Origin of the sequence: Actinomyces gerencseriae DSM 6844, from assembly GCF_000429265.1 — a bacterium.
In the GTDB taxonomy this organism is placed as follows: Bacteria; Actinomycetota; Actinomycetes; order Actinomycetales; family Actinomycetaceae; genus Actinomyces; species Actinomyces gerencseriae.
On the sequence record NZ_AUBN01000011.1, the window covers coordinates 53,793 to 72,597 of the forward strand.

At 71.2% G+C, this 18,805-nt stretch carries 11 protein-coding genes and 1 pseudogene; 6 read left to right on the forward strand and 6 right to left on the reverse strand.

Annotation, left to right across the window (positions count from 1 at the left end):
* Window position 1 precedes the first annotated feature (1 nt).
* Both G448_RS0105455 and G448_RS18695 read right to left on the reverse strand, forming a co-directional pair.
* Window positions 2-889, reverse strand: coding sequence for a hypothetical protein (locus G448_RS0105455; protein WP_245572195.1), 888 nt, complete (start codon window positions 887-889; stop codon window positions 2-4).
* A 24-nt stretch (window positions 890-913) separates the two neighbouring features.
* A complete protein-coding gene (locus G448_RS18695; RefSeq protein WP_245572196.1) occupies window positions 914-2,653 on the reverse strand; it encodes a hypothetical protein in 1,740 nt (579 codons plus the stop codon).
* Window positions 2,654-3,526: 873 nt separating this feature from the next.
* Here G448_RS18695 and G448_RS0105465 point away from each other — a divergent pair.
* From G448_RS0105465 to G448_RS0105480, 4 genes are all read left to right on the forward strand, one after another.
* Complete coding sequence (locus G448_RS0105465) at window positions 3,527-4,714, forward strand: ABC transporter substrate-binding protein (protein WP_026407183.1); 1,188 nt, start codon at window positions 3,527-3,529, stop codon at window positions 4,712-4,714.
* Window positions 4,711-5,679 carry an ABC transporter permease gene (locus G448_RS0105470; RefSeq protein WP_026407184.1) on the forward strand — a complete coding sequence of 323 codons (969 nt, stop codon included), beginning with the start codon at window positions 4,711-4,713 and terminating at the stop codon, window positions 5,677-5,679. Before G448_RS0105465 ends, G448_RS0105470 begins: the two co-directional genes overlap by 4 nt.
* 29 nt (window positions 5,680-5,708) lie before the next feature.
* Window positions 5,709-6,605: an ABC transporter ATP-binding protein gene (locus G448_RS0105475; RefSeq protein WP_026407185.1), complete on the forward strand. Its 897-nt coding sequence runs from the start codon at window positions 5,709-5,711 to the stop codon at window positions 6,603-6,605.
* A 345-nt stretch (window positions 6,606-6,950) separates the two neighbouring features.
* Entirely contained in the window at window positions 6,951-9,473 is a 2,523-nt protein-coding gene (locus G448_RS0105480) for a DEAD/DEAH box helicase (RefSeq protein ID WP_026407186.1), read from the forward strand.
* 120 nt (window positions 9,474-9,593) lie between these two features.
* Here G448_RS0105480 and hisS read toward each other — a convergent pair whose 3' ends face one another.
* From hisS to G448_RS15205, 3 genes and pseudogenes are all read right to left on the reverse strand, one after another.
* Window positions 9,594-11,018 carry a histidine--tRNA ligase gene (gene hisS, locus G448_RS0105485; RefSeq protein ID WP_026407187.1) on the reverse strand — a complete coding sequence of 475 codons (1,425 nt, stop codon included), beginning with the start codon at window positions 11,016-11,018 and terminating at the stop codon, window positions 9,594-9,596.
* Window positions 11,019-11,084: 66 nt separating this feature from the next.
* Window positions 11,085-11,912 carry an MBL fold metallo-hydrolase gene (locus tag G448_RS0105490; protein WP_026407188.1) on the reverse strand — a complete coding sequence of 276 codons (828 nt, stop codon included), beginning with the start codon at window positions 11,910-11,912 and terminating at the stop codon, window positions 11,085-11,087.
* Between the two features lie 289 nt (window positions 11,913-12,201).
* Window positions 12,202-13,161: pseudogene (locus G448_RS15205) on the reverse strand (ATP-binding cassette domain-containing protein); the annotation flags it as partial.
* A gap of 588 nt (window positions 13,162-13,749) precedes the next feature.
* Here G448_RS15205 and G448_RS0105500 point away from each other — a divergent pair.
* Entirely contained in the window at window positions 13,750-15,444 is a 1,695-nt protein-coding gene (locus tag G448_RS0105500) for a DUF349 domain-containing protein (RefSeq protein WP_026407189.1), read from the forward strand.
* Between the two features lie 305 nt (window positions 15,445-15,749).
* Window positions 15,750-16,364 carry a hypothetical protein gene (locus G448_RS15210; protein WP_245572197.1) on the forward strand — a complete coding sequence of 205 codons (615 nt, stop codon included), beginning with the start codon at window positions 15,750-15,752 and terminating at the stop codon, window positions 16,362-16,364.
* Here the strand turns inward: G448_RS15210 and G448_RS0105510 are convergent.
* Window positions 16,355-18,685, reverse strand: a complete 2,331-nt coding sequence (locus G448_RS0105510; RefSeq protein ID WP_026407190.1) for a RelA/SpoT family protein — start codon at window positions 18,683-18,685, stop codon at window positions 16,355-16,357. The two genes, G448_RS15210 and G448_RS0105510, sit on opposite strands and share 10 nt — an antisense overlap.
* Window positions 18,686-18,805 lie beyond the last annotated feature (120 nt).

Here is an 18,805-nt window from a genome sequence, read left to right on the forward strand (position 1 = left end):
CTCAACCGGCGGCCCGCGAGGAGGTCGCCTTGTCCGCCGCGAACCGACGACTGTTCATCAGGCCGATGACGACCAGCAGCACCAGCAGGCTCACGAGCAGGAGGGCGGACGCGCCGACGGTCGGGAAGGTCCTCGCCCCGACCTCAACGGCGGAGGCCTGCGCGTCCTCCTCGCCGGTTGTGATGTCGACCTGCGTCGTACGAGAGCCATCCGGGGCGTCGGGGACGTCCGGCACCGCGGTGCCGGACGCCTCAGACCCCGCGGGTTCCGCCGGCTCCGGGGTCCCGATGATCGGTGAGGAGGTCGGTGCGGGGGCGGGCGCCGTCGCGGTGGCCGCACCGGAACCGCCGATGATCGTCACGTCTCCGACGGTAAAGTAGGGGCTCTTGTTCGTGTAGTCCAGAGTGCTCACCTCATTGGTCGGCACGTCCCGACCGGCCGAGACCTCGAATCGAAGCCAATGAACGCCCTTGGCGACATGACCGGGCAACTCGACGGCCCCGGAGGTGGCCCCGTTCTCATTGACTGTGGCGATTCCGACGACGTCCTGGCCGCGGGCCTGGTTGCCGAACACGCCATCGTCGACCGAGATCCGGATGGCCGCCCCGGGCGGGAAGCCGGACAGTGTATACGTCAGAGTCCCGCCGACCGCCACTGTCGAGGGACTGACGGTCGAGGCCGTACCGGTGGTCGACTCGCCGGTCTCCGCGCCGGACGCCGGTGGACGCGCCGTATCGGGCGCCAGTGCGGACACCACCACCAGTGCGAAGACCGCCAGCGCCGCACCACGTCGCAGGAGGGCCGAGAGAGCGCGGGGCGCCACGTGCCTCAGGGCCCGTGCCGGGAGGGCCCTGCGCGCCGGTCGCAGTTCTGCGTGCGTCCTCTTCACTGGCTCGTGTCGCCCCGCGCGCTTCTACCGCCTACGGCCTGCCAGTGCTGGGCGCGCGAGGACCAGGAAGGATGCCGCACCCACGAGGAGGAGCCCGCCCGCGGAGACGAGCATCCAGTCGTCCCGACCCAGGGCGCTCGAGCCGTGCGCGGTCGCCGTCCCCACCGTCATCCTCGCCGGCTCGGAGGTGCTGCCGGCCGCGGTGGTGATCTCGAGCTGCGCCCACCCGAGCAGACGGGACTCCCTGTCGCAGACGGCGAGTTGATAGGTGCCGGCCGCGAGGTCGGAGACGTCGATCGACACGGAGTTGTCGGCGTCGACCTGCGTCCATCCCGGAGTCGTTTCCTCGGGGAAGAGGAAGACCGCGACCCAGTCGTCCTTCTCGGCTTTGTCCGACGGGAGTATCAGCGTCACGACATTGCCGCGACGAGTCCCCGACAGGGAGCCGGCGTTGGAGGCGTCGAGCTCACTGGCGTCCTTCACAGGGGCCGTGGGCCTCTCGGATGGTCGTCCCCGACCCGCCTCGGCGTCCGACGCGGAGGCGCTCCCGGGCTCGGAAGGCTCGGATGGGGGTGCCATGGTGGGAGCAGCGCTCCGCTCCCCCGGATCGTCCGCGACTCCGTCCGAGCCCGGCGATGGGAGCCGGCCCCCGCGCGGATTCCCCTCATCGGGACGCGACGTCGCGATCGGGCTTGCGGCGGGCGTCGTCTCCGAGCCCGGTCCGTCGGGAGGTGCCGGGGATTCCTCGCCCGAACCGGTCTCGGGCGCCGAGGCCTCCGGCGTCGGCTCCGGAACGGGCTCCGTAGGAGATGCCGTGGTGGTGGGGGTGGCGGGCTCGGACGCCGCCGTCGACGCCGTCGAATCCGGAGCAGGGGTGGCAGGGGCGTCGGTCGGCCCCGGACTCGGCGTCGGCACGGGTCCGCCGGTCGGTTCCGAATCGGCCTCCGCCAGCGGCGCCGTGGTGGGTGTGGTGGGTTCTGGGGCGTCGACGGGATCAGGCGCCGTCGAGGGCGGAGGCTCCGGAACAGGCTCAGCGCTCGGTTGCGCAGAGGGATCGGTCGGCGGCGCGGGGGCATCGCCGGTCGCCTCCGCCGGGGGCTCGTCGGCCGGCGCCGACGCGGAGCCATCGACCGGGGCCGCGGCGGGCTCGGCGATCCGGAACTGGTTGGTGCCGGCGTAGAACCGCGAGTCGACGGTGGCGGACACGTAATAGGCGCCGGGTTCGCGTCCCGACAGGAGATCATCGATCCGGATGGAGGCGTCGAAGACGCCATCGCTGAACGTGACGGGGAGCAGGGCCTCCTCGCGGAACGCGTAGCCGCCCACCGCGACCAGGCGAAGGCGAAGAGTCCGCTCCCCCTGAGCGAGCCGGCCGTCAACGCACCAGGCACTGCCCGCGATGCGAGGTGAGGCCCCCGGGTCGAAGACGGGCTCGGCGTCATCACCGTCCCCGATGACCACGCGCGCGCCGTCCTCCTCGCACGCGCCCGCCGTGGGTTCCGGAGCCGCGGAGGGATCCCCTCCGGCCCCGGGCCCGATCGCAGTGCTGCTCGCACCATCGCTGCGAAGGATCCCGTTGCCGGCAACCGCGAGGGTCGTGCGGACGCCCCCGGCACGCGCGCCGGGCTCGGCCACCGCGGCACCTCCTCCCGCACCTGCGCTCGTCGTCAGTACTGCTCCCGCCACCACGGGAAGCACGAGCGCGGCGCGCACGGGGGACCTGACCCCGCGGCGCAACGCGGCGTAGCACTCTGAGCGTGTCATGCAGTGACTCTCGTCGATGGGCTCGATGGGTACGGGTCGTGTCGCGAGAGCTCAGGGGCCGCTGCGGCGGTGGGAGACCGATCCCGCCGAGCACGGGTGCCGTGACCGACCAGTAACCGGCAAAAGAAATCGTATCGTCACCGCAGGCGGCATTAAAGCCGGCCGAGACCGAAGCCGACCGACCGCGCCGCTCCCGCCGCTGCAACTGCGCACACGAACCTTCGCCCGTCATTTCAACGATATACCTTTCCCTGACGATCCGGTCGGACAGCTGCCGAGCCCGTCGCCGCAAAGGTCTCATCTTGGTAACAACTGTGTAGCGAGAGCCGCGCCGGGGCGTCGAGAGGACTGTCGGCCCCGTCCGCGTCGCCGCGTCATGGCCCGGGGCCACGGCCAGTGCCGCGGTCCGCACGATGCCCGCACGATGCCCGCGCCATGACCCGCACCACGTCCCGGCGACTCGTGCGACGCGCGCCCGAGGGCGTATCGTCCGGGCCATGGCACGCTCCGTCTCGACGACTCGCTCCACTCGCGGCGCTCGGACGACTGCCGTCATGCGCGGTCCTCGCATGTGTTGCCACTGTCAGGCGCTCTGACCTCTCGTCCGCACGGTGCGGGCGATCGCCGGGCCCATGGGAGTCAGCGCCTCCCGGAGGAACGAGGAGCACCGAATCGCTTCTTCCTCTGCCGGTGCGCGCCTCTCATGGACGGGCTCAGCTCCCCGCCCGGTCCGAGTCGCGAATCATGACCAGTGCGAGCTCATAGCCCGTGAAACCGGTCCGTCTCGATCGTTCCCGCCCACGCGCCTGGCAGCCTCTCCTCGCTCTTCGCCGGACGACATCCCTGCATCCACCGCCCCGTCCAGGAGAACCCATGCCCTCCTCCGCCTCTTCCGACACGCCATCCGCCGGCTCGCCCGGCACCCCCTCCCCCGGAGCTCCCGGGGTCCCCGAGACCGCCGAGAACGCCGCGCCCCCCGACGACATCGACGTGACCGTCGAGAACGCCGCCGAGATCCTCGCAGCCGAGGACGACTCCCCTCCGCCCACCGCTCGCACATCGCGTCGTCGCCTGCTCATCGGCGGCGGTATCGCCGCAGCCGCGATCGTCGCCGGAGGCGCGTGGCTGACCGTCCGCCGAACCGATCATGGCATCGGCGACACCGCGGAGGAGCTTCCGCTGGTCATCGGCGGCGACATCTGCGCGGCCCCGCTGTACGCCGCCTACCATCAGGGCTACTTCGACGACGCCGGGCTCAAGGTGACGCTGGCCCGAACCCAGCGCACCGAGGACACCAAGGACGCGGTCAGTGCGGGCAAGTACATCGGAGCGCCCGGGATCTTCTTCTCCTGGCTCGAACCCATCTACAACGGCATCAATGCCAGGCTCACCGGCGGATTCCACTCCGGCTGCCTGAGGCTCGTCGTCAACAACGATTCGCCCATCACTCGGCTGGCCGACCTCAGGGGCAGGAGGATCGGCGTGCCCTCCCTGTCCAGCTCGGCCTTCGCCTACTTCGCCATCGGCCTGTCCGACGCCGGACTCGATGTGGATCCCGAGAGCGGCGACATCGCCTGGGTGACCATTGACGAGGACTCCCTGGGCACACGTCTGACGAACGGCGACGTCGATGCCGTTATGGGCTCGGACCCGGCTCCGCTCCTGCCGGTGCTGAACGGTACGGCGAGGCTTCTGGCCTCCAATGACGCGGAGCCCTTCTGCTGCTCGGTCGCCCTCAACGGAGACTTCGTCGCCAAGCGGCCCGAGCAGGCCAAGGCGCTGACGGAGGCGTGGTTCAAGGGCTCGGACTACCTGGCGCAGGACGAGTCCCACCGTCGGGAGATCGCCAGGATCGAGGTCGACAACGAGTACGTCGCCGCCGACCAGAAGGTCATCGAGGACATCCTCGAGACCTACGGGTGGAGGGCCTCGGCCGTCGAGTTCCGGACCGCCGTCGAGAGCGGCATCAAGGACTTCAAGGGCACCGGATTCATCTCAGCCGAAGCCGGCGCGGCCGAGCTGGCCGACGCGGTCTACGCCGATCTGGGCATCACCCGATGAGCACCCGCCGAACACTGCGCCTGTGGGGCACCGCCGCCGTCGTCCTGTGGACCGCTCATCTCGCCGCGGTTGTCCTGCTGCCCGACGCCGTCGGGGCCCGGACGGCCCCGATCGCACCGCTGGTCGTCATCATCGCGTTCCTCCTCGCCGGGCTCGTGGGCTGGCTCGCGCTCGCCGAGGCGCGGCGGCCGAGCGCCGCTGCGCGCGCTCTCGCGCACCGCCTGCCGTGGATCGCCTTCGGCGGAGGCTGGTTCCTCCTCTGGCAGCTGTCGACCGTGAAGTCCGGCCTGCTCGGCCCACCCTACTTCGTGGCACCGGAGGTGCTCATCGCGGCGTTCGCGGACGACTGGACCCTCCTGGCCACGTGCCTGATGTCCTCCGGGCTGCTGCTCCTCACCGGCTACGTGATCGGCTCGGTCGCGGGCTTCATCACCGGACTGCTCATGGGATGGTCGCCACGGGCCGACTACTGGTTGCACCCCCTGCTGCAGACCGTCGGGCCGGTACCGGCCAGCGCCCTGCTGCCCCTGGCGGTGCTCGTTCTGCCGTCCACGTACCTGTCAGCGGCGTTCATCGTCGCATTCGGCGCCTGGTTCCCCATGGCGACGATGACCCGCGCGGGTGCGCGCTCGGTTCCCCGGTCCTTCATCGACGTGGCCCGCACGCTGGGCGCGAACGACGGCTTCCTCGTCCTGCGCGTGGCGATCCCCTCGGCTCTGCCCGACATGCTCACGGGTCTGTTCACCGGGCTGGGCACGAGCCTGGCCGCTCTCATGACGGCCGAGCTCGTCGGCGTCGATCGGGGCCTGGCGTGGTACATCAACTGGGTCAAGGGGTGGGCCGACTACCGGAGGATGTACGTGGGGCTCATCGTCCTCGTCCTCTTCTGCCGCGCCCTGATGGTCCTGCTGTTCAAGCTGCGCTCCTCGCTGCTGGCCTGGCAGCAGAATCTCGTCAGGTGGTGAGCCCGCTCATGAGAGGAGCATCCGCTGACATGACTGAGCCGAGGACCACCGCGGATGATGACGGCGCCCCACCGCGCCCGCACTCGCAGCGCCCCCGCGGCGCCCGCGTGCACCTCGGCGGCGTCTCGCATCGTTACCCGCTGTCCCACGACCTCGATCGCGGATGGGTCCCCTCCCTGATGCGCATGGTGTCCCCGGCCGCCCGCGCCCGTCACGAGGCGGAGGCCGCCAAGTCCTCCGAGCTGCAGGTGCTCGACACGATCGATCTGAGCATCGCACCGGGCGAGTTCGTGGCCCTCGTGGGACAGTCGGGCTGCGGCAAGTCGACGATCCTGCGTCTGCTCGCAGGCCTCGAGGCACCGGGCTCCGGCGTCGTGGAGGTCGATGAGCAGCCCGTGACCGGGCCCGCGCCGGAACGAGCGCTCGCCTTCCAGGACGCCACTCTGCTGCCCTGGCGCACTGTCCGGGAGAATGTCGGGCTGGGGCCTCAGGCGCGCGGACGACTCGCCGCCGACGAGCGCCGCATCACCGCCGCCCTCGAGATCGTGGGTCTGCGGGACTTCGCCGAGGCCTATCCCGCGACTCTGTCGGGTGGGATGGCGCAACGGGCGTCGTTGGCCAGGGCTCTGGTGAACCGCCCCCGCCTGTTCCTCCTCGACGAGCCGTTCGGCAAGCTGGACGCCCTGACCCGGCTGACCCTGCAGGAGGAGATCAGGCGCCTGTGGCTCTCGCAGCAGTTCACCGCCCTCCTGGTGACGCACGACGTCGATGAGGCCCTGCGCCTGTCGGGACGCGTCGTCGTCCTGTCCGAGCGGCCCGCGCACGTCGTCGAGGACATCGCTGTGCCGCAGGATGCGGGGCGGGACCCGGCGTCCTCGCGATTCCAGGAGCTGCGCCGCCGGATCCTGCACCTACTGGGTCGGTGAGACTCCGCGTCGACGATCCTCTCCCGCGACGAGACGGTCCTCACGTGTGACGTGCTGCGTCACGCCGTGCGCGCGCTCCCGTTCAACGGCGCCGGCCCGTAGACTCCTCCAAGGAGCGATCCGCATTGCGAACCCCGTTCGGGGCCGGTGAGCGCGCGTGCACGTGCAGCCGGTCAGCCCGTGAGTCTGTGCGTGAAGCCCAATCGGTGACCGTCGTCCTCCGTGAGGACAGGTCGTGGTGCAGGGCGAGTGTGGTGGGTGCGGTGCGGCAAGAGCGGAGGGCAAGCCGCCCTCCCCCACACTCCGCAACAGGCCCCACTGCAGGCCGGATACGGGAAGATCTTCATGACTGCCACCAGCACTGGCCCTTCTGCGTCCTCCGACGGGATGGGCGTCCCACCGGATCTCGACACGCTCTTCGACGCCGAGCTCGCGGCCCCCGCCGAGAGCGTCGCCGCGCCCCATGCGGCGGAGGCCTCCTCCGCCGCCACTCCGGACTACTTCGCGACCCCGGCCTCCTCGGACTCCCCCGAGGACCCCGAGGACGTCGAGCACGAGGGCGAGGACGACGACGTCGACCTCGCCCCGCCCGAGGCCGATCCCGAGGACGAGGAGGAGGACGACTCCGACGACGGCGATGCGGACACCGAGGAGGACGACGTCGACGGCCACGCGCCCTTCATCGACACCGACGATGCTGCTTCCGGCGATGAGAACGCCGCAGGAGCGACCGGGGGCGCCGAGACGGACGCCGAGGCGCCCGAGGAGATCACCTTCGACGACCTCGGCCTGCCCGCGGACCTGCTCAGGGCCGTCACCGACATGGGCTACAGGACTCCCACCGACATTCAGCGCGAGGCCATCCCGGTGCTCCTGTCGGGCCGCGACGTCGTGGGCGTCGCCCAGACCGGCACGGGCAAGACCGCCGCCTTCGGCCTGCCCCTGCTGGACGCCGTCGATGCCCGCGAGCCCGTCGTCCAGGCCCTGGTCCTGGCCCCCACTCGTGAGCTCGCCCTCCAGAGCGCGGACGCCATCACCGACATGGCGCACCGTTCACGCGGTCTCGACGTCGTCGCCGTCTACGGCGGCGCCCCCTACGGTCCGCAGATCGGCGCCCTCAGGGACGGCGCCCAGGTCGTCGTCGGCACCCCGGGGCGCGTGATCGACCTCATCGAGAAGGGGGCACTCGTCCTGGAGGACGTGAGGTACTTCGTGCTCGACGAGGCCGACGAGATGCTCCGCATGGGCTTCGCGGAGGACGTCGAGACCATCGCGGGCTCCCTGCCCGAGCAGCGGCGCACCTCCCTGTTCTCCGCGACCATGCCGCCGGCCATCCAGGCCGTGGCCCGTCAGCACCTCACGGATCCGGTCCAGATCGAGGTCTCCCCCCAGGCCTCCACGGTCGACACCGTCCACCAGGCCTACGCGGTCGTGCCCTTCCGCCACAAGATCGGCGCCGTCTCCCGCGTCCTGGCCGTGACCGAGGCCGAGGCCGCCATCGTCTTCGTGCGCACCAAGTCCACCGCGGAGGACGTCGCCATCGAGCTGGCGGGCCGCGGGATCCAGGCGGCCGCCATCTCCGGGGACGTCGCCCAGCGCGAGCGCGAACGCCTCGTCGAACGCCTGCGCACCGGCACTCTCGATGTCCTCGTAGCCACCGACGTCGCCGCCCGCGGTCTGGACGTGGACCGCATTGGCCTGGTGGTCAACTTCGACGTTCCCCGTGAGGCCGAGGCGTACGTGCACCGCATCGGCCGCACCGGCCGCGCGGGCCGCCACGGAGAGGCCGTCACCTTCCTGACGCCCAAGGAGAAGCGCAAGCTCCGCCAGATCGAGCGGTTGACGGGAACGAAGCTGGAGGAGATCACCCTGCCCTCCCCCGCCGACGTCTCCTCCCACCGGGCCCGCAGGCTTCTGGACAGGGCCGCCGTCCGTCATGGGCGCGGTCGCCTGTCCATGTACCGGGATCTGGTCGAGCTCAGGACCGAGGAGCTGGGCATCGACGCCACGGAGCTCGCCTCCACCCTGCTCGCCCTGGCCGTGGGCGATGACGGTCCGCGCCGACGCGACGACGATGGCCGACCGCAGCGGCGCGGACGCCGCGAGGAGCGCCTCGACGCCGAGGGCACCTTCGTATCCGCCTCCTTCGAGGGCGGACGCGACCGAGAGGATCGCCGCGGCCGCGGCGGCAACCGCTTCGAGGCCCGGCCCGGCGGCGGGCGCGGCCGGCGCCGGCACGAGGACGGCACTGGCACCGTCTACCGCATCGAGGTCGGACACCGCGACCGGGTCCTGCCCGGTGCGATCGTGGGCGCGCTCGCCAACGAGGGCGGGATCCCCGGTTCCGACATCGGCAAGATCGACATCCTCCAGTCCTTCTCCCTGGTTGAGATCCACGCCCCGCTGAGCGAGGAGCAGCTGGCCGCCATGGGCCAGGCGACCTTCGGCGGCCGCGAGCTGCGCATCCGTCCCGATCAGGGCCCGGGCCACGGGTGGAATGGCGGCGACTCCCGGTACGGCGACGCGGCCTCGCACCGCACGGGCCGACGCGAGGACTGGCGCGACCGCCGCCGCGACGACCACCGGGACGACCGCGGTCGGGGCGACCGCTGGGAGGGACGCGGCCAGCACGGCCAGCGCGACCGTCGCGGCGGCCAGTGGGAGGACCGCGGCCAGCACGGCCAGCACAGCAAGTGGCGCGACGACCGTCGCAGTGGTCGGTGGGAGGACCGCAGCCGCGGGGACGACCGCCGAGGCGGCAATGACCGCCGGGAGGGCCGCACGTACGGAGGGGACCGTCGTGACAGCGGCCAGCGCGGAGGCTTCCAGCGCAACGATCGCTCCTCGCGTCGCTCGGATCGCTGGTGACCGGGGCCTGACCCCGCGAGTCGACGCACGTCGGTCGGTGCCCGCCGCCGAGGACGTCGTCGCCCCCTCGCAGTCACCGGCTCCGACCGGCAGTCGACGCGCTCCGCGCTCTCATCGCCCTCATCCGCGAGAGTCGAAGGAGCCCTCGACGGGAATCAGGAGTCGTGGGGCGAGGTCCGCCTCGTCCGCCGGCCTCCACGTGGCGGCATCGGCATCGACCTGCTCGCCGGAGCGTATGTCCTTCACCGAGTCGGGGACCCCGTCCGCACCGGGGAACCAGACGAAGGGGATGCCGCGCCTGTCGGCGAATCTGATCTGCTTTCCGAACTTGGCGGCCGTGGGGGCGACATCGGCGGCGATGCCGCGCCCCCGCAGAGCATCGGCCACGGAGTCGGAGACGGCGCGGTGCTCCTCATCGGCCACGGCCACGAGCACGGCGGTGGGCACCGCCCGACTCACCTCGACCAGCCCGGCGTCCGCGACGCGGGCCAGCAGGCGCGACAGCCCGATGGAGATGCCCACCCCCGGGAAAGTGCGCTTGCCATTGGAGGCGAGGGAATCGTAACGGCCGCCCGAGCACACGCTTCCGAGGTCCTCGTGGCCGGCCATGAAGGACTCGTAGACGGTGCCGGTGTAGTAGTCCAGACCGCGGGCGATCTTCAGGTCGGCCACGATGGCGCCCGGACGACGTCGGGCGGCGGCCCGCAGCAGTGCACTCAGCTCATCCAGCCCCGCCCGCAGGAGCCCGTTCGGCTGACGAGCGCCCAGGGCGGCCGCGACGGAGTCGCGCAGCTCATCGGGATCCGTACCGGTGATGGCGGCCAGGCGCAGGGCGGCCTCGGCCTGGGCGCGCGTGACGCCAACGGTCTCGACGAGCGCGGCGGCGACATCGTCGGCACCGATCTTGTCGATCTTGTCGACCACACGTAGAACATCGACGAGTCGGTCGTCCTCGATCCCCATGCACTGATAGAAGCCCTGGGCGACCTTGCGGTTGGACACGTGGATGGTGACCGACGGGATCGGGAGGGCGGACAGGGCCTCGTGCATGATCAGGGGGATCTCAACGTCATGATGCAGCGGAAGCGCGCCATCGCCGACGACGTCGATGTCCACCTGGTAGAACTCGCGGAAGCGGCCCTCCTGTGGGCGCTCGCCGCGCCAGACCTTCTGGATCTGGTAGCGCTTGAAGGGGAAGTGGAGAATGCCCGCGTTGTCCAGGACGTAGCGGGCGAAGGGGACCGTGAGGTCGAAGTGCAGGCCCAGCTGCCTGGAGGGGTCGGCGGCATCGGCCTCGGCGGATGCCTGCGCGGGCTCGGCCTGCAGTCGGGACAGGAGGTAGACCTCCTTGGAGGTCTCGCCCTTCTTGGTCAACTCGCCCAACGGCTCGACGGCGCGAGTCTCGACGCCGCTGAAGCCGTGAAGCTCGAAGGTGCGGCGCAGGGTGTCGATGAAGTGCTGCTCGACCACGCGGCCCGCCGGGAGCCATTCGGGGAAGCCGGAGAGGGAGGAGAGAGCCGGTCGTGCCTGTGCGGAGTGCGCCATGGGCGTCATCCTCTCACGGCGATCGACCCTGCTCCCCCATCGTGCTCCGCCCGCCTCCCCGACCGCTCACACGTGCCGGTCCCCGCCGCGCACCCTGGCCTCGGCCAGATAGGGGTTGCCGTGATGCTCGTGGGCCATGGTGGTGGCGGCGCCGTGCCCGGGCAGCAGCACCGTCTCGGGATTCACGGCCGAGGCGAGGAAGCGCAGCGTGGCCCACATCTGGACCTGGTCCCCGCCGGGCAGGTCGGTGCGTCCCACCGAGCCCTTGAAGATGACGTCGCCGTCCAGGGCGACCAGGTAGTCGTGCTCCTCCTCGGCCACGGACGGGTCGTCCTCGACGGCCTCCGCCTCGTGCAGCAGCGCGTTGTCCGTCAAGGAGGCGTCGAGGAAGAAGAGCGTCGACCCCTCCGAGTGGCCCGGTGCGGCGATCGCCCGGACGGGGACACCGGGAACCAACTCGATTGCGCGGTTGAAGGCCTCCGCGGGGACGACGCGACTATCACTCGGCCTGCGCCAGGGGGTTCCGGCCATATCGGTGAAGGTCATGCCGTTCGCGCGGATGCCCGTGGTCGCGTCCGGGTCCTCGAGACGGTAGTGGTCGGGCCCGGGGATGTAGACCGGTACGGATGCTGCAGCATCGGCCGGATCCTCGACGGCCAGTAGCCCCCCGTCATGGGCCTCCTCGATGAGGGCGGCGGTGTCCCAGACGTGATCGGCGTGGCCGTGAGTGAGCAGGACCGCCCCCAGCCTCAGTCGATTCGATCGCAGCAGGGCCAGTGCACCGCGCACCGCACCCGCTCCGGGATCCACGACCAGCGCGGGGCTGCCCGGCCCGGGCGCCAGGACGTAGCAGTTCGCGGCGAAGACGGGGGCGATTGTGCGCTCGAGGATCATGGGGGCAGCCTATGCGCGTCCGGGTCTCATGAACATCGCCGCGGCGAGGTTGCATCCGCGGCTCATCGGCTCGGGTCATCGGCCGGTGATCCTGCGGCGCACTCGTCAGGCGCAACCGGGGCCCGCTCCAGTGGGCGACGAGCCAGCGATCGTGGCTGGCCACGAGCAGCGTGCCGTTCCAGGTCGCCAGCGCCGCCTCCAGCGCCTCCGTGGTGTCGAGGTCGAGGTAGTTGGTGGGCTCGTCGATAATGAGGATCTCGGGCTCGGCGGCGATCGCCGCGGCGAGCTGGACGCGGCGCTGGTTGCCCGCCGACAGCTCGCCCACGCACCGGGACCAGTGGGCGGGGTGCAGGACGCCGGAGCCGATGGGGCCGATGCCCGACTCCCACGTCGCTCCGTCCAGGCCGGGGTCGCCCGGGCGCGGCAGCCGCTGGGGCACGACGGCGACACGACCGGACGTGGCCAGCGCCCCGCTGGAGTCGGTGGTGGGCGCTGCGCCGGTGGCGGCCCAGCGCAGCAGGGTCGTCTTGCCGCAGCCGTTGGGGCCGGTCACCAGCAGGTGCTCGCCGGCGCGCAGGTCGAGGGTCACCGGGGCCAGGCGCCCGGGGACGGTGGCGGCGCGCGCTGTGAGCGCCAGGCCGTCGCGGGCGGCGACCGGCGGCGGGTCGATGCGCAGGCGGTAGGAGCGGGGCCTGCGCACCTCGACGGAGGCCAGGGCCTCCAGGCGGCGGTCGTCGTTGCGGCGCCGTCGGGTGGAGGCCGAGGAGGCGCGGTCGGCGTAGAACTTCCTGGAGGCCCTGATCTCGGTGCGGGCGCCGTGGTGGCGGGCGGTGCCGTAGTGGCCGATGGTCTCGGACTCGCGCCGGTGCGCCCTCAGGGACCGCTTGTCCTCCTGCTGGGAGGCGTGGATGCGCTCGTGGGAGGCACGAGCGCGGGCCTTGTCCTCCAGGTAGTCGGTGTAGGCGCCGGCGCAGCGTTGGACGCCGGGCACCCGTCCGCCACCGGAGGAGGTCAGGAGCGCCTGCCAGGGGGCGGTGTCGAGGTCGAGGACGCAGGTGGCGATGTCGTCGATGAAGGCGCGGTCATGACTGGCCAGCAGGACGGGTCCCTCCCAACCGTGGAGGGTCTCGGAGAGGAAGGCGATCGCCCCGTCGTCCAGGTGATTGGTCGGCTCATCCAGGACGAGCGCGGCGGGGCGGGCGATCAGAGCAGCGGCCAGAGCGAGGCGGCCGCGCTGGCCGGGCGACAGGGACGCCGGCTCGCGCGAGCGCGCCGGGGCCTAGGCAAGGCCTCCGAGCCCGAGCGAGACCGGCGAGCACCGAGGCGATGCGGATGTCCAGGTTCCATGCATCTGCCGCGGTCATGGCGGCGAGGAGCTCGTCGTAATCGCGGGTGAGAGCGTTGTCGTCGGGGCGCGAGGCCAGTCGTGCGGTGATCGTCTCGAAGCGCGCGGTCATGGATCGCAGGGGCGCGGTAACGGCATCGAGGTAGTCGCCGACGTCGCCGGTGCGGGCCAGGACGTCGGGAACGGGAGCGACGGCAGGGGCCCTGAGCGTGCCGGAGTCGGGGACGAGGTCACCCGCGACCGTAGCAGCGGAGCGCGTCGAGGGGCGATCGGGTGCGCCCACCGCGGTTCCTCCCCGGCCCTCGCCGACGCTCTCCGGCTGCATCATCGTCCGCGAGCCGATGCCGAGCGGTCCCGCGCACCGCGCCGAGCACGTAGAGTGGTGGTTATTGCTGCCATCCCGCAGTAAGACACTCCCGGCACCGCCGGGCGCGAACGGAAATGGCCGGAGGCTCCTCCGGATCCACCCCGTCAATTCATAAAGGAGCACACGTGACTGAGAACACGCAGCCCGAGACCGCCCTGGATTCCACCACCACGTCCGCGAAGGAGTCCCCCTCCGCCATGGCTGCGACCACCGTCGACGCCGAGCCGCCTCGTGAGCACGCTGTCGAAGCGGGCGCCGGGGCCGGTTCCGACACGACTGAGTCGGCCGATTCGACCGCCGTCGACAACAGCGGGTCCGCACACGCGGATGAAGCGGCCGTCCCTCGTCCCCATGCTGATTCCGTCGAATCGGTTGAGGCTGATTCGGCCGAGTCCCCTGACTCCACTGACTCCACCGCCCAGGCCCCCACCGGGGCGGAGGGGGTCGCCCCCCAGCCCTCCGGCTCGCAGCCCCCGGAGGCGGGGAGTGACCCGAAGCAGAGCCACGGGCAGGATTCGCCATCCGCTCCGCCGAAGGCGGTGAGCGTGCCCGCCGATCCCGAGATCGACCCCGAGGAGGCCATGGACGCCGCCAAGTGGGGCCGTGTCGACGGCGAGGGCAGGGTCTACGTCCAGGACAACGGCACCGAGCGCGAGGTCGGGCAGTTCCCCGATGCGCCCGTCGCCGAGGCCATGGCCTTCTACGTGCGACGCTTCCTGGATCTCAAGGCCACGGTCGACCTGTTCGCGACCCGCCTGCCGCAGCTCAGCGTCCGGGAGATCGACTCGACGCTGAAGTCGATCGAGCAGTCCCTGGCGGAACCTGCCGCCGTCGGCGATCTGGACGGTCTGCGCGCCCGATTCGCCGCCCTCAGAACCGTCGCCGCCGAGCGCCGCGCGGCAGTCGCGGCCGAGCGCGCCGCCGCGAAGGAGCAGGCCCTGAAGGATCGCACCGCCATCGTCGAGCGCGCCGAGGCCATCAGCGCCCAGGATCCCGCCCGAACCCAGTGGAAGAGCTCGGGCGCCGAGTTGCGCGAGCTGTTGGAGCGGTGGAAGGAGGCCCAGCGCCGCGGCCCGCGCCTGGACCGTCCCACCGAGGACGGGCTGTGGAAGCGCTTCAGTCACGCGCGCACCGCCTTCGACCGCCATCGCCGCCAGTTCTTCAGCGAGCTCGACGCCAAGCAGGCGCAGGTCAAGGCCGCCAAGGAGGCGCTCATCAAGCGAGCCGAGGAGCTCTCCGGCTCGACCGATTGGGCGGGGACCTCCGCCAAGTACCGGGGATTGCTGGAGGAGTGGAAGAAGGCGGGCCGCGCATCCCGCAAGGAGGACGATGCCCTGTGGGCCCGGTTCCGCGCGGCTCAGCAGGTGTTCTTCGACGCGCGCCGTGCCAAGGACGCAGCCGCCGACGCCGAGTACGCCGAGAACCTCAAGGTCAAGGAGGCCCTCCTCGTCAAGGCCGAGGCGCTCCTGCCGGTCAAGGACGTCAGGTCCGCCAAGAGGGCCCTGCGCCCCATCCAGGACGCCTGGGAGGAAGCGGGTCGTGTCCCGCGCTCGGCCCTGCGACGCATCGAGGGCCGCATGCGCGCGGTCGAGGACGCCATCCGCGAGGCGGAGAACGCCGAGTGGCGTCGCACCGACCCGGAGACCAAGGCCCGCGCCGAGGGACTGGCCGGCCAGCTCGAGAGCTCGATCGCCGAGCTGGAGAAGGACCTCGCGGCAGCCGCGTCCGCCGGCGACGCGAAGAAGGTCGCCGAGGCCGAGGCCGCGCTGACCGCCCGGCGCGCCTGGCTCGAGCAGGTGCGCCGCTCCGCCCGCGCCTGACGCGCATTCCACCGGTCTCCCCCGATGAGACCGGCGACGCGACGCCCTGAGGCCGACGCGAGACGTCCGGCCCCAGGGCGTCTGCTCGCGCATCCGCGCAAGAGCCCCTGCGGAGACGATGCCCGGGTGCCCGCCCCTGCGCTCGTCGGGGGCATGCCGACCTTATCCACAAGCCCCCGAATCCCTGGCGCAATGCGAACGAACCGCCCCACCATGGGATCATGCCCGTCCTCCCCGTGCTCCCCGCGCCGTCCACGACCTCCGCACCGAGTCGCGCCTCCTGCCCGCCAGGATCCTCATGCGACGTGAGCGCGCGAGCGGTGCTCGCCCGTTTCCGGCCCCACGTCTTCGATCCCGCGCTGGGTCCCCTACGGCCCCAGGAACTGGCAGCGCTGCGCTGCCGTGGACTCGACGAGCGGATCCTGACATGCATAGGCGCCATCACGATGCCTCGCGACCTGGTGCGCACCGCCGGTGCGCGCGCCCGGGCGCTGGCCGCCGCCGTGCCCGACGGCGGCATCATCATCACGGAGTCGGCCATGTGGGTGCACCTGGGCGGAGAGCCTCCCCCCACCATTCACGTGGCCCACCCGGGCCGTCGCGGCTGGACCCGGGCGATCTCCTACTCACGCATGGCGATACCGCCCGAAGAGGTCGAGGCCGTCGGGGGCGTGCCCTGCTCCGCACTCGCCCGAGCAGTGGTCGATGTGGCCAGAACCGCGCCGCCCGCACGCGCGGTGGAGGCGGTGATCCGGGCTCGCGACGCCGGGCTGAGCCGCAACCGTCTCAACATCGCGCTTCTGACCTGCCAGGGCGCGGCACGGCGCGGACGGCCCCGGGCCACCCGCATCATCGACGCCATCATGCCGCCGCACCACCCGCCGGGGAGGCGGCCCCGCCCCGTCGAGGCTCAGACGTGATGACGGCGCGTGGTGGAGGTCGTGCGACGTGCCTCGAAAACGCCGTCGATGCGCCGCAGAGACGACAGCGTGTAGTCCAGATGGCCCGCCTCGGCCAGCTCGACGACGAAGCGGGCCGTGACAACACGGTCGCGCGACGTGCCGATGGTGGCGCTCATGAGGTTGACATGGTTATCGGCCAGGACCCGGGTGATGTCCGCCAGCAGCCCCCCGCGGTCCAGGGCCTCGACCTCGACCTGGACGAGGTAGGCGCTCTGGGCGTGCTCCGCCCAGTGCACCGACAGGATGCGCTCGGGCTCGTGCTTGAGCTGATCGACATTCTGGCAGTCGCTCCGGTGCACCGAGATGCCCGAGCCGCGGGTGATGAAACCGATGATCGGATCTCCGGGCATGGGGGTGCAGCATCGGGCGAGCTTGACGTAGACATCGCCCTCATCCATGCCGTCCACGATGACGCCGGTGTCGGCCGTCCTGGTTCGGTGGTGCCCCGTGGTGGCCTTGGTCGGCAGGACGCCCTCCGCGAGGGTCTCCTCCGCGCCCGCCTCCCCGCCCATGGCGTTCACGAGGGTCTCGACGACATGCTGGGCGGAGACGTGCCCCTCGCCGACAGCCGCGTACAGGCCGTCGATATCGCCCTTGTCGAGCGTCTGGGCCACGTCCATGAGCGAGTCATGACTCATGAGTCGTTGGATCGGCAGGTCCTTCTTGCGCATGGCCCGGGCGATCGCGTTCTTGCCCGCCTCGATCGCCTCCTCGCGGCGCTCCTTGGAGAACCACGAGCGGATCTTGTTGCGCGCGCGGGTCGAGCCCACGAACGTCAGCCAGTCCCGGCTGGGACCGGCGCCCTGCGCCTTGGAGGTGAAGACCTCGACGGTGTCGCCGTTCTCGAGTCTCGTGTCCAGCGGCACGAGACGGCCGTTGACACGCGCCCCCACGGTGCGGTGCCCGACCTCCGTGTGCACGGCGTAGGCGAAGTCGACCGGCGTGGAGGCACTGGACAGCGCCAGGACATCGCCCTTGGGAGTGAAGACGTAGACCTGGGTGCCGGCCATCTCGTAGCGCAGCGAGTCCAGGAACTCGGTGGGATCCTGCGTCTCCTTCTGCCAGTCGACGAGCTGGCGCAGCCATCCCATCTCTCCCGCGTCGGAGTCCCCGGGGGCGCCGCCCAACGGCGTGGGCCCCGTGGCATTCGGATCCTCCTTGTACTTCCAGTGAGCGGCCACGCCGTACTCCGCCATGCGGTGCATCTCCGCCGTGCGGATCTGGATCTCCACCGGCTTGCCGCCCGGACCGACGACGGTCGTGTGCAGGGACTGGTAGAGGTTGAACTTGGGCACCGCGATGTAGTCCTTGAAGCGCCCGCTCATGGGCGTCCATCGGGAGTGCAAGGAGCCCAGGACGGCGTAGCAGTCCTGGACGGAGTCCACAATGACGCGCACCGCCACCAAGTCGTAGATGTCGTCGAACTCCTTGCCCCGCACGATCATCTTCTGATAGATCGAGTAATAGTGCTTCGGACGGCCGGTGACGACTCCCTTGATCTTGCTGACGCGCAGATCCTCCTCGATCTGGAGGCGAACCTGGCGCAGGTACTCCTCCCGGGCGGGGGCCCGCTCGGCGACCATGTGCTCGATCTCGTCGTACACGCCCGGGTAGAGCGCCTTGAAGGAGCGGTCCTCCAGCTCCCACTTGATGGCATTCATGCCCAGCCGGTGCGCGAGCGGGGCGTAGATCTCCAGGGTCTCCCTGGCCTTGCGGGCGGCATTGTCCGCTGAGACGTATTTCCACGTGCGGGCGTTGTGCAGGCGGTCGCCGAGCTTGATGACGATCACGCGGATGTCCTTGGACATGGCGACGATCATCTTGCGAACCGTCTCCGCCTGAGCGGCGTCCCCGTACTGGAGCTTGTCGAGCTTGGTGACGCCATCGACGAGCAGGGCGATCTCGTCGCCGAAGTCGCCGCGCAGTCGTTCCAGGGAGTAGTCGGTATCCTCCACGGTGTCGTGCAGCAGGGCGGCGGCGAGGGTCTGCGGGGTCATCCCGAGCTCGGCCAGGATGGTCGCCACCGCGACCGGGTGGGTGATGTACGGCTCGCCGGACTTGCGCCTCTGACCGGCATGCGCCTTCTCCGCCACCTCGTAGGCGCGCACGATGAGACTCGTATCGGCCTTGGGATGATTGGCGCGCAGGGCCCGCATGAGGGGCTCGATGGCCGCAGGCGTCGAATGCCCCCGTGATCCGAACCATGCCAGACGGCTGCGCACGCGCGACCCCGGGACGACGGTCTGCCCGCCGGCGTCGCTGCTCCTGGTCTCCGTCATGACCGGATCATAGCCGCGAGACCGGGTCGCGTCCTGACGCGGCCCGGTCTCGCGGCCCGTGAGAGGTCCGGGCGACGCCGTGAACCGGCCGTCGAACGCGGCTCGGCTTCTCCGCCCCGG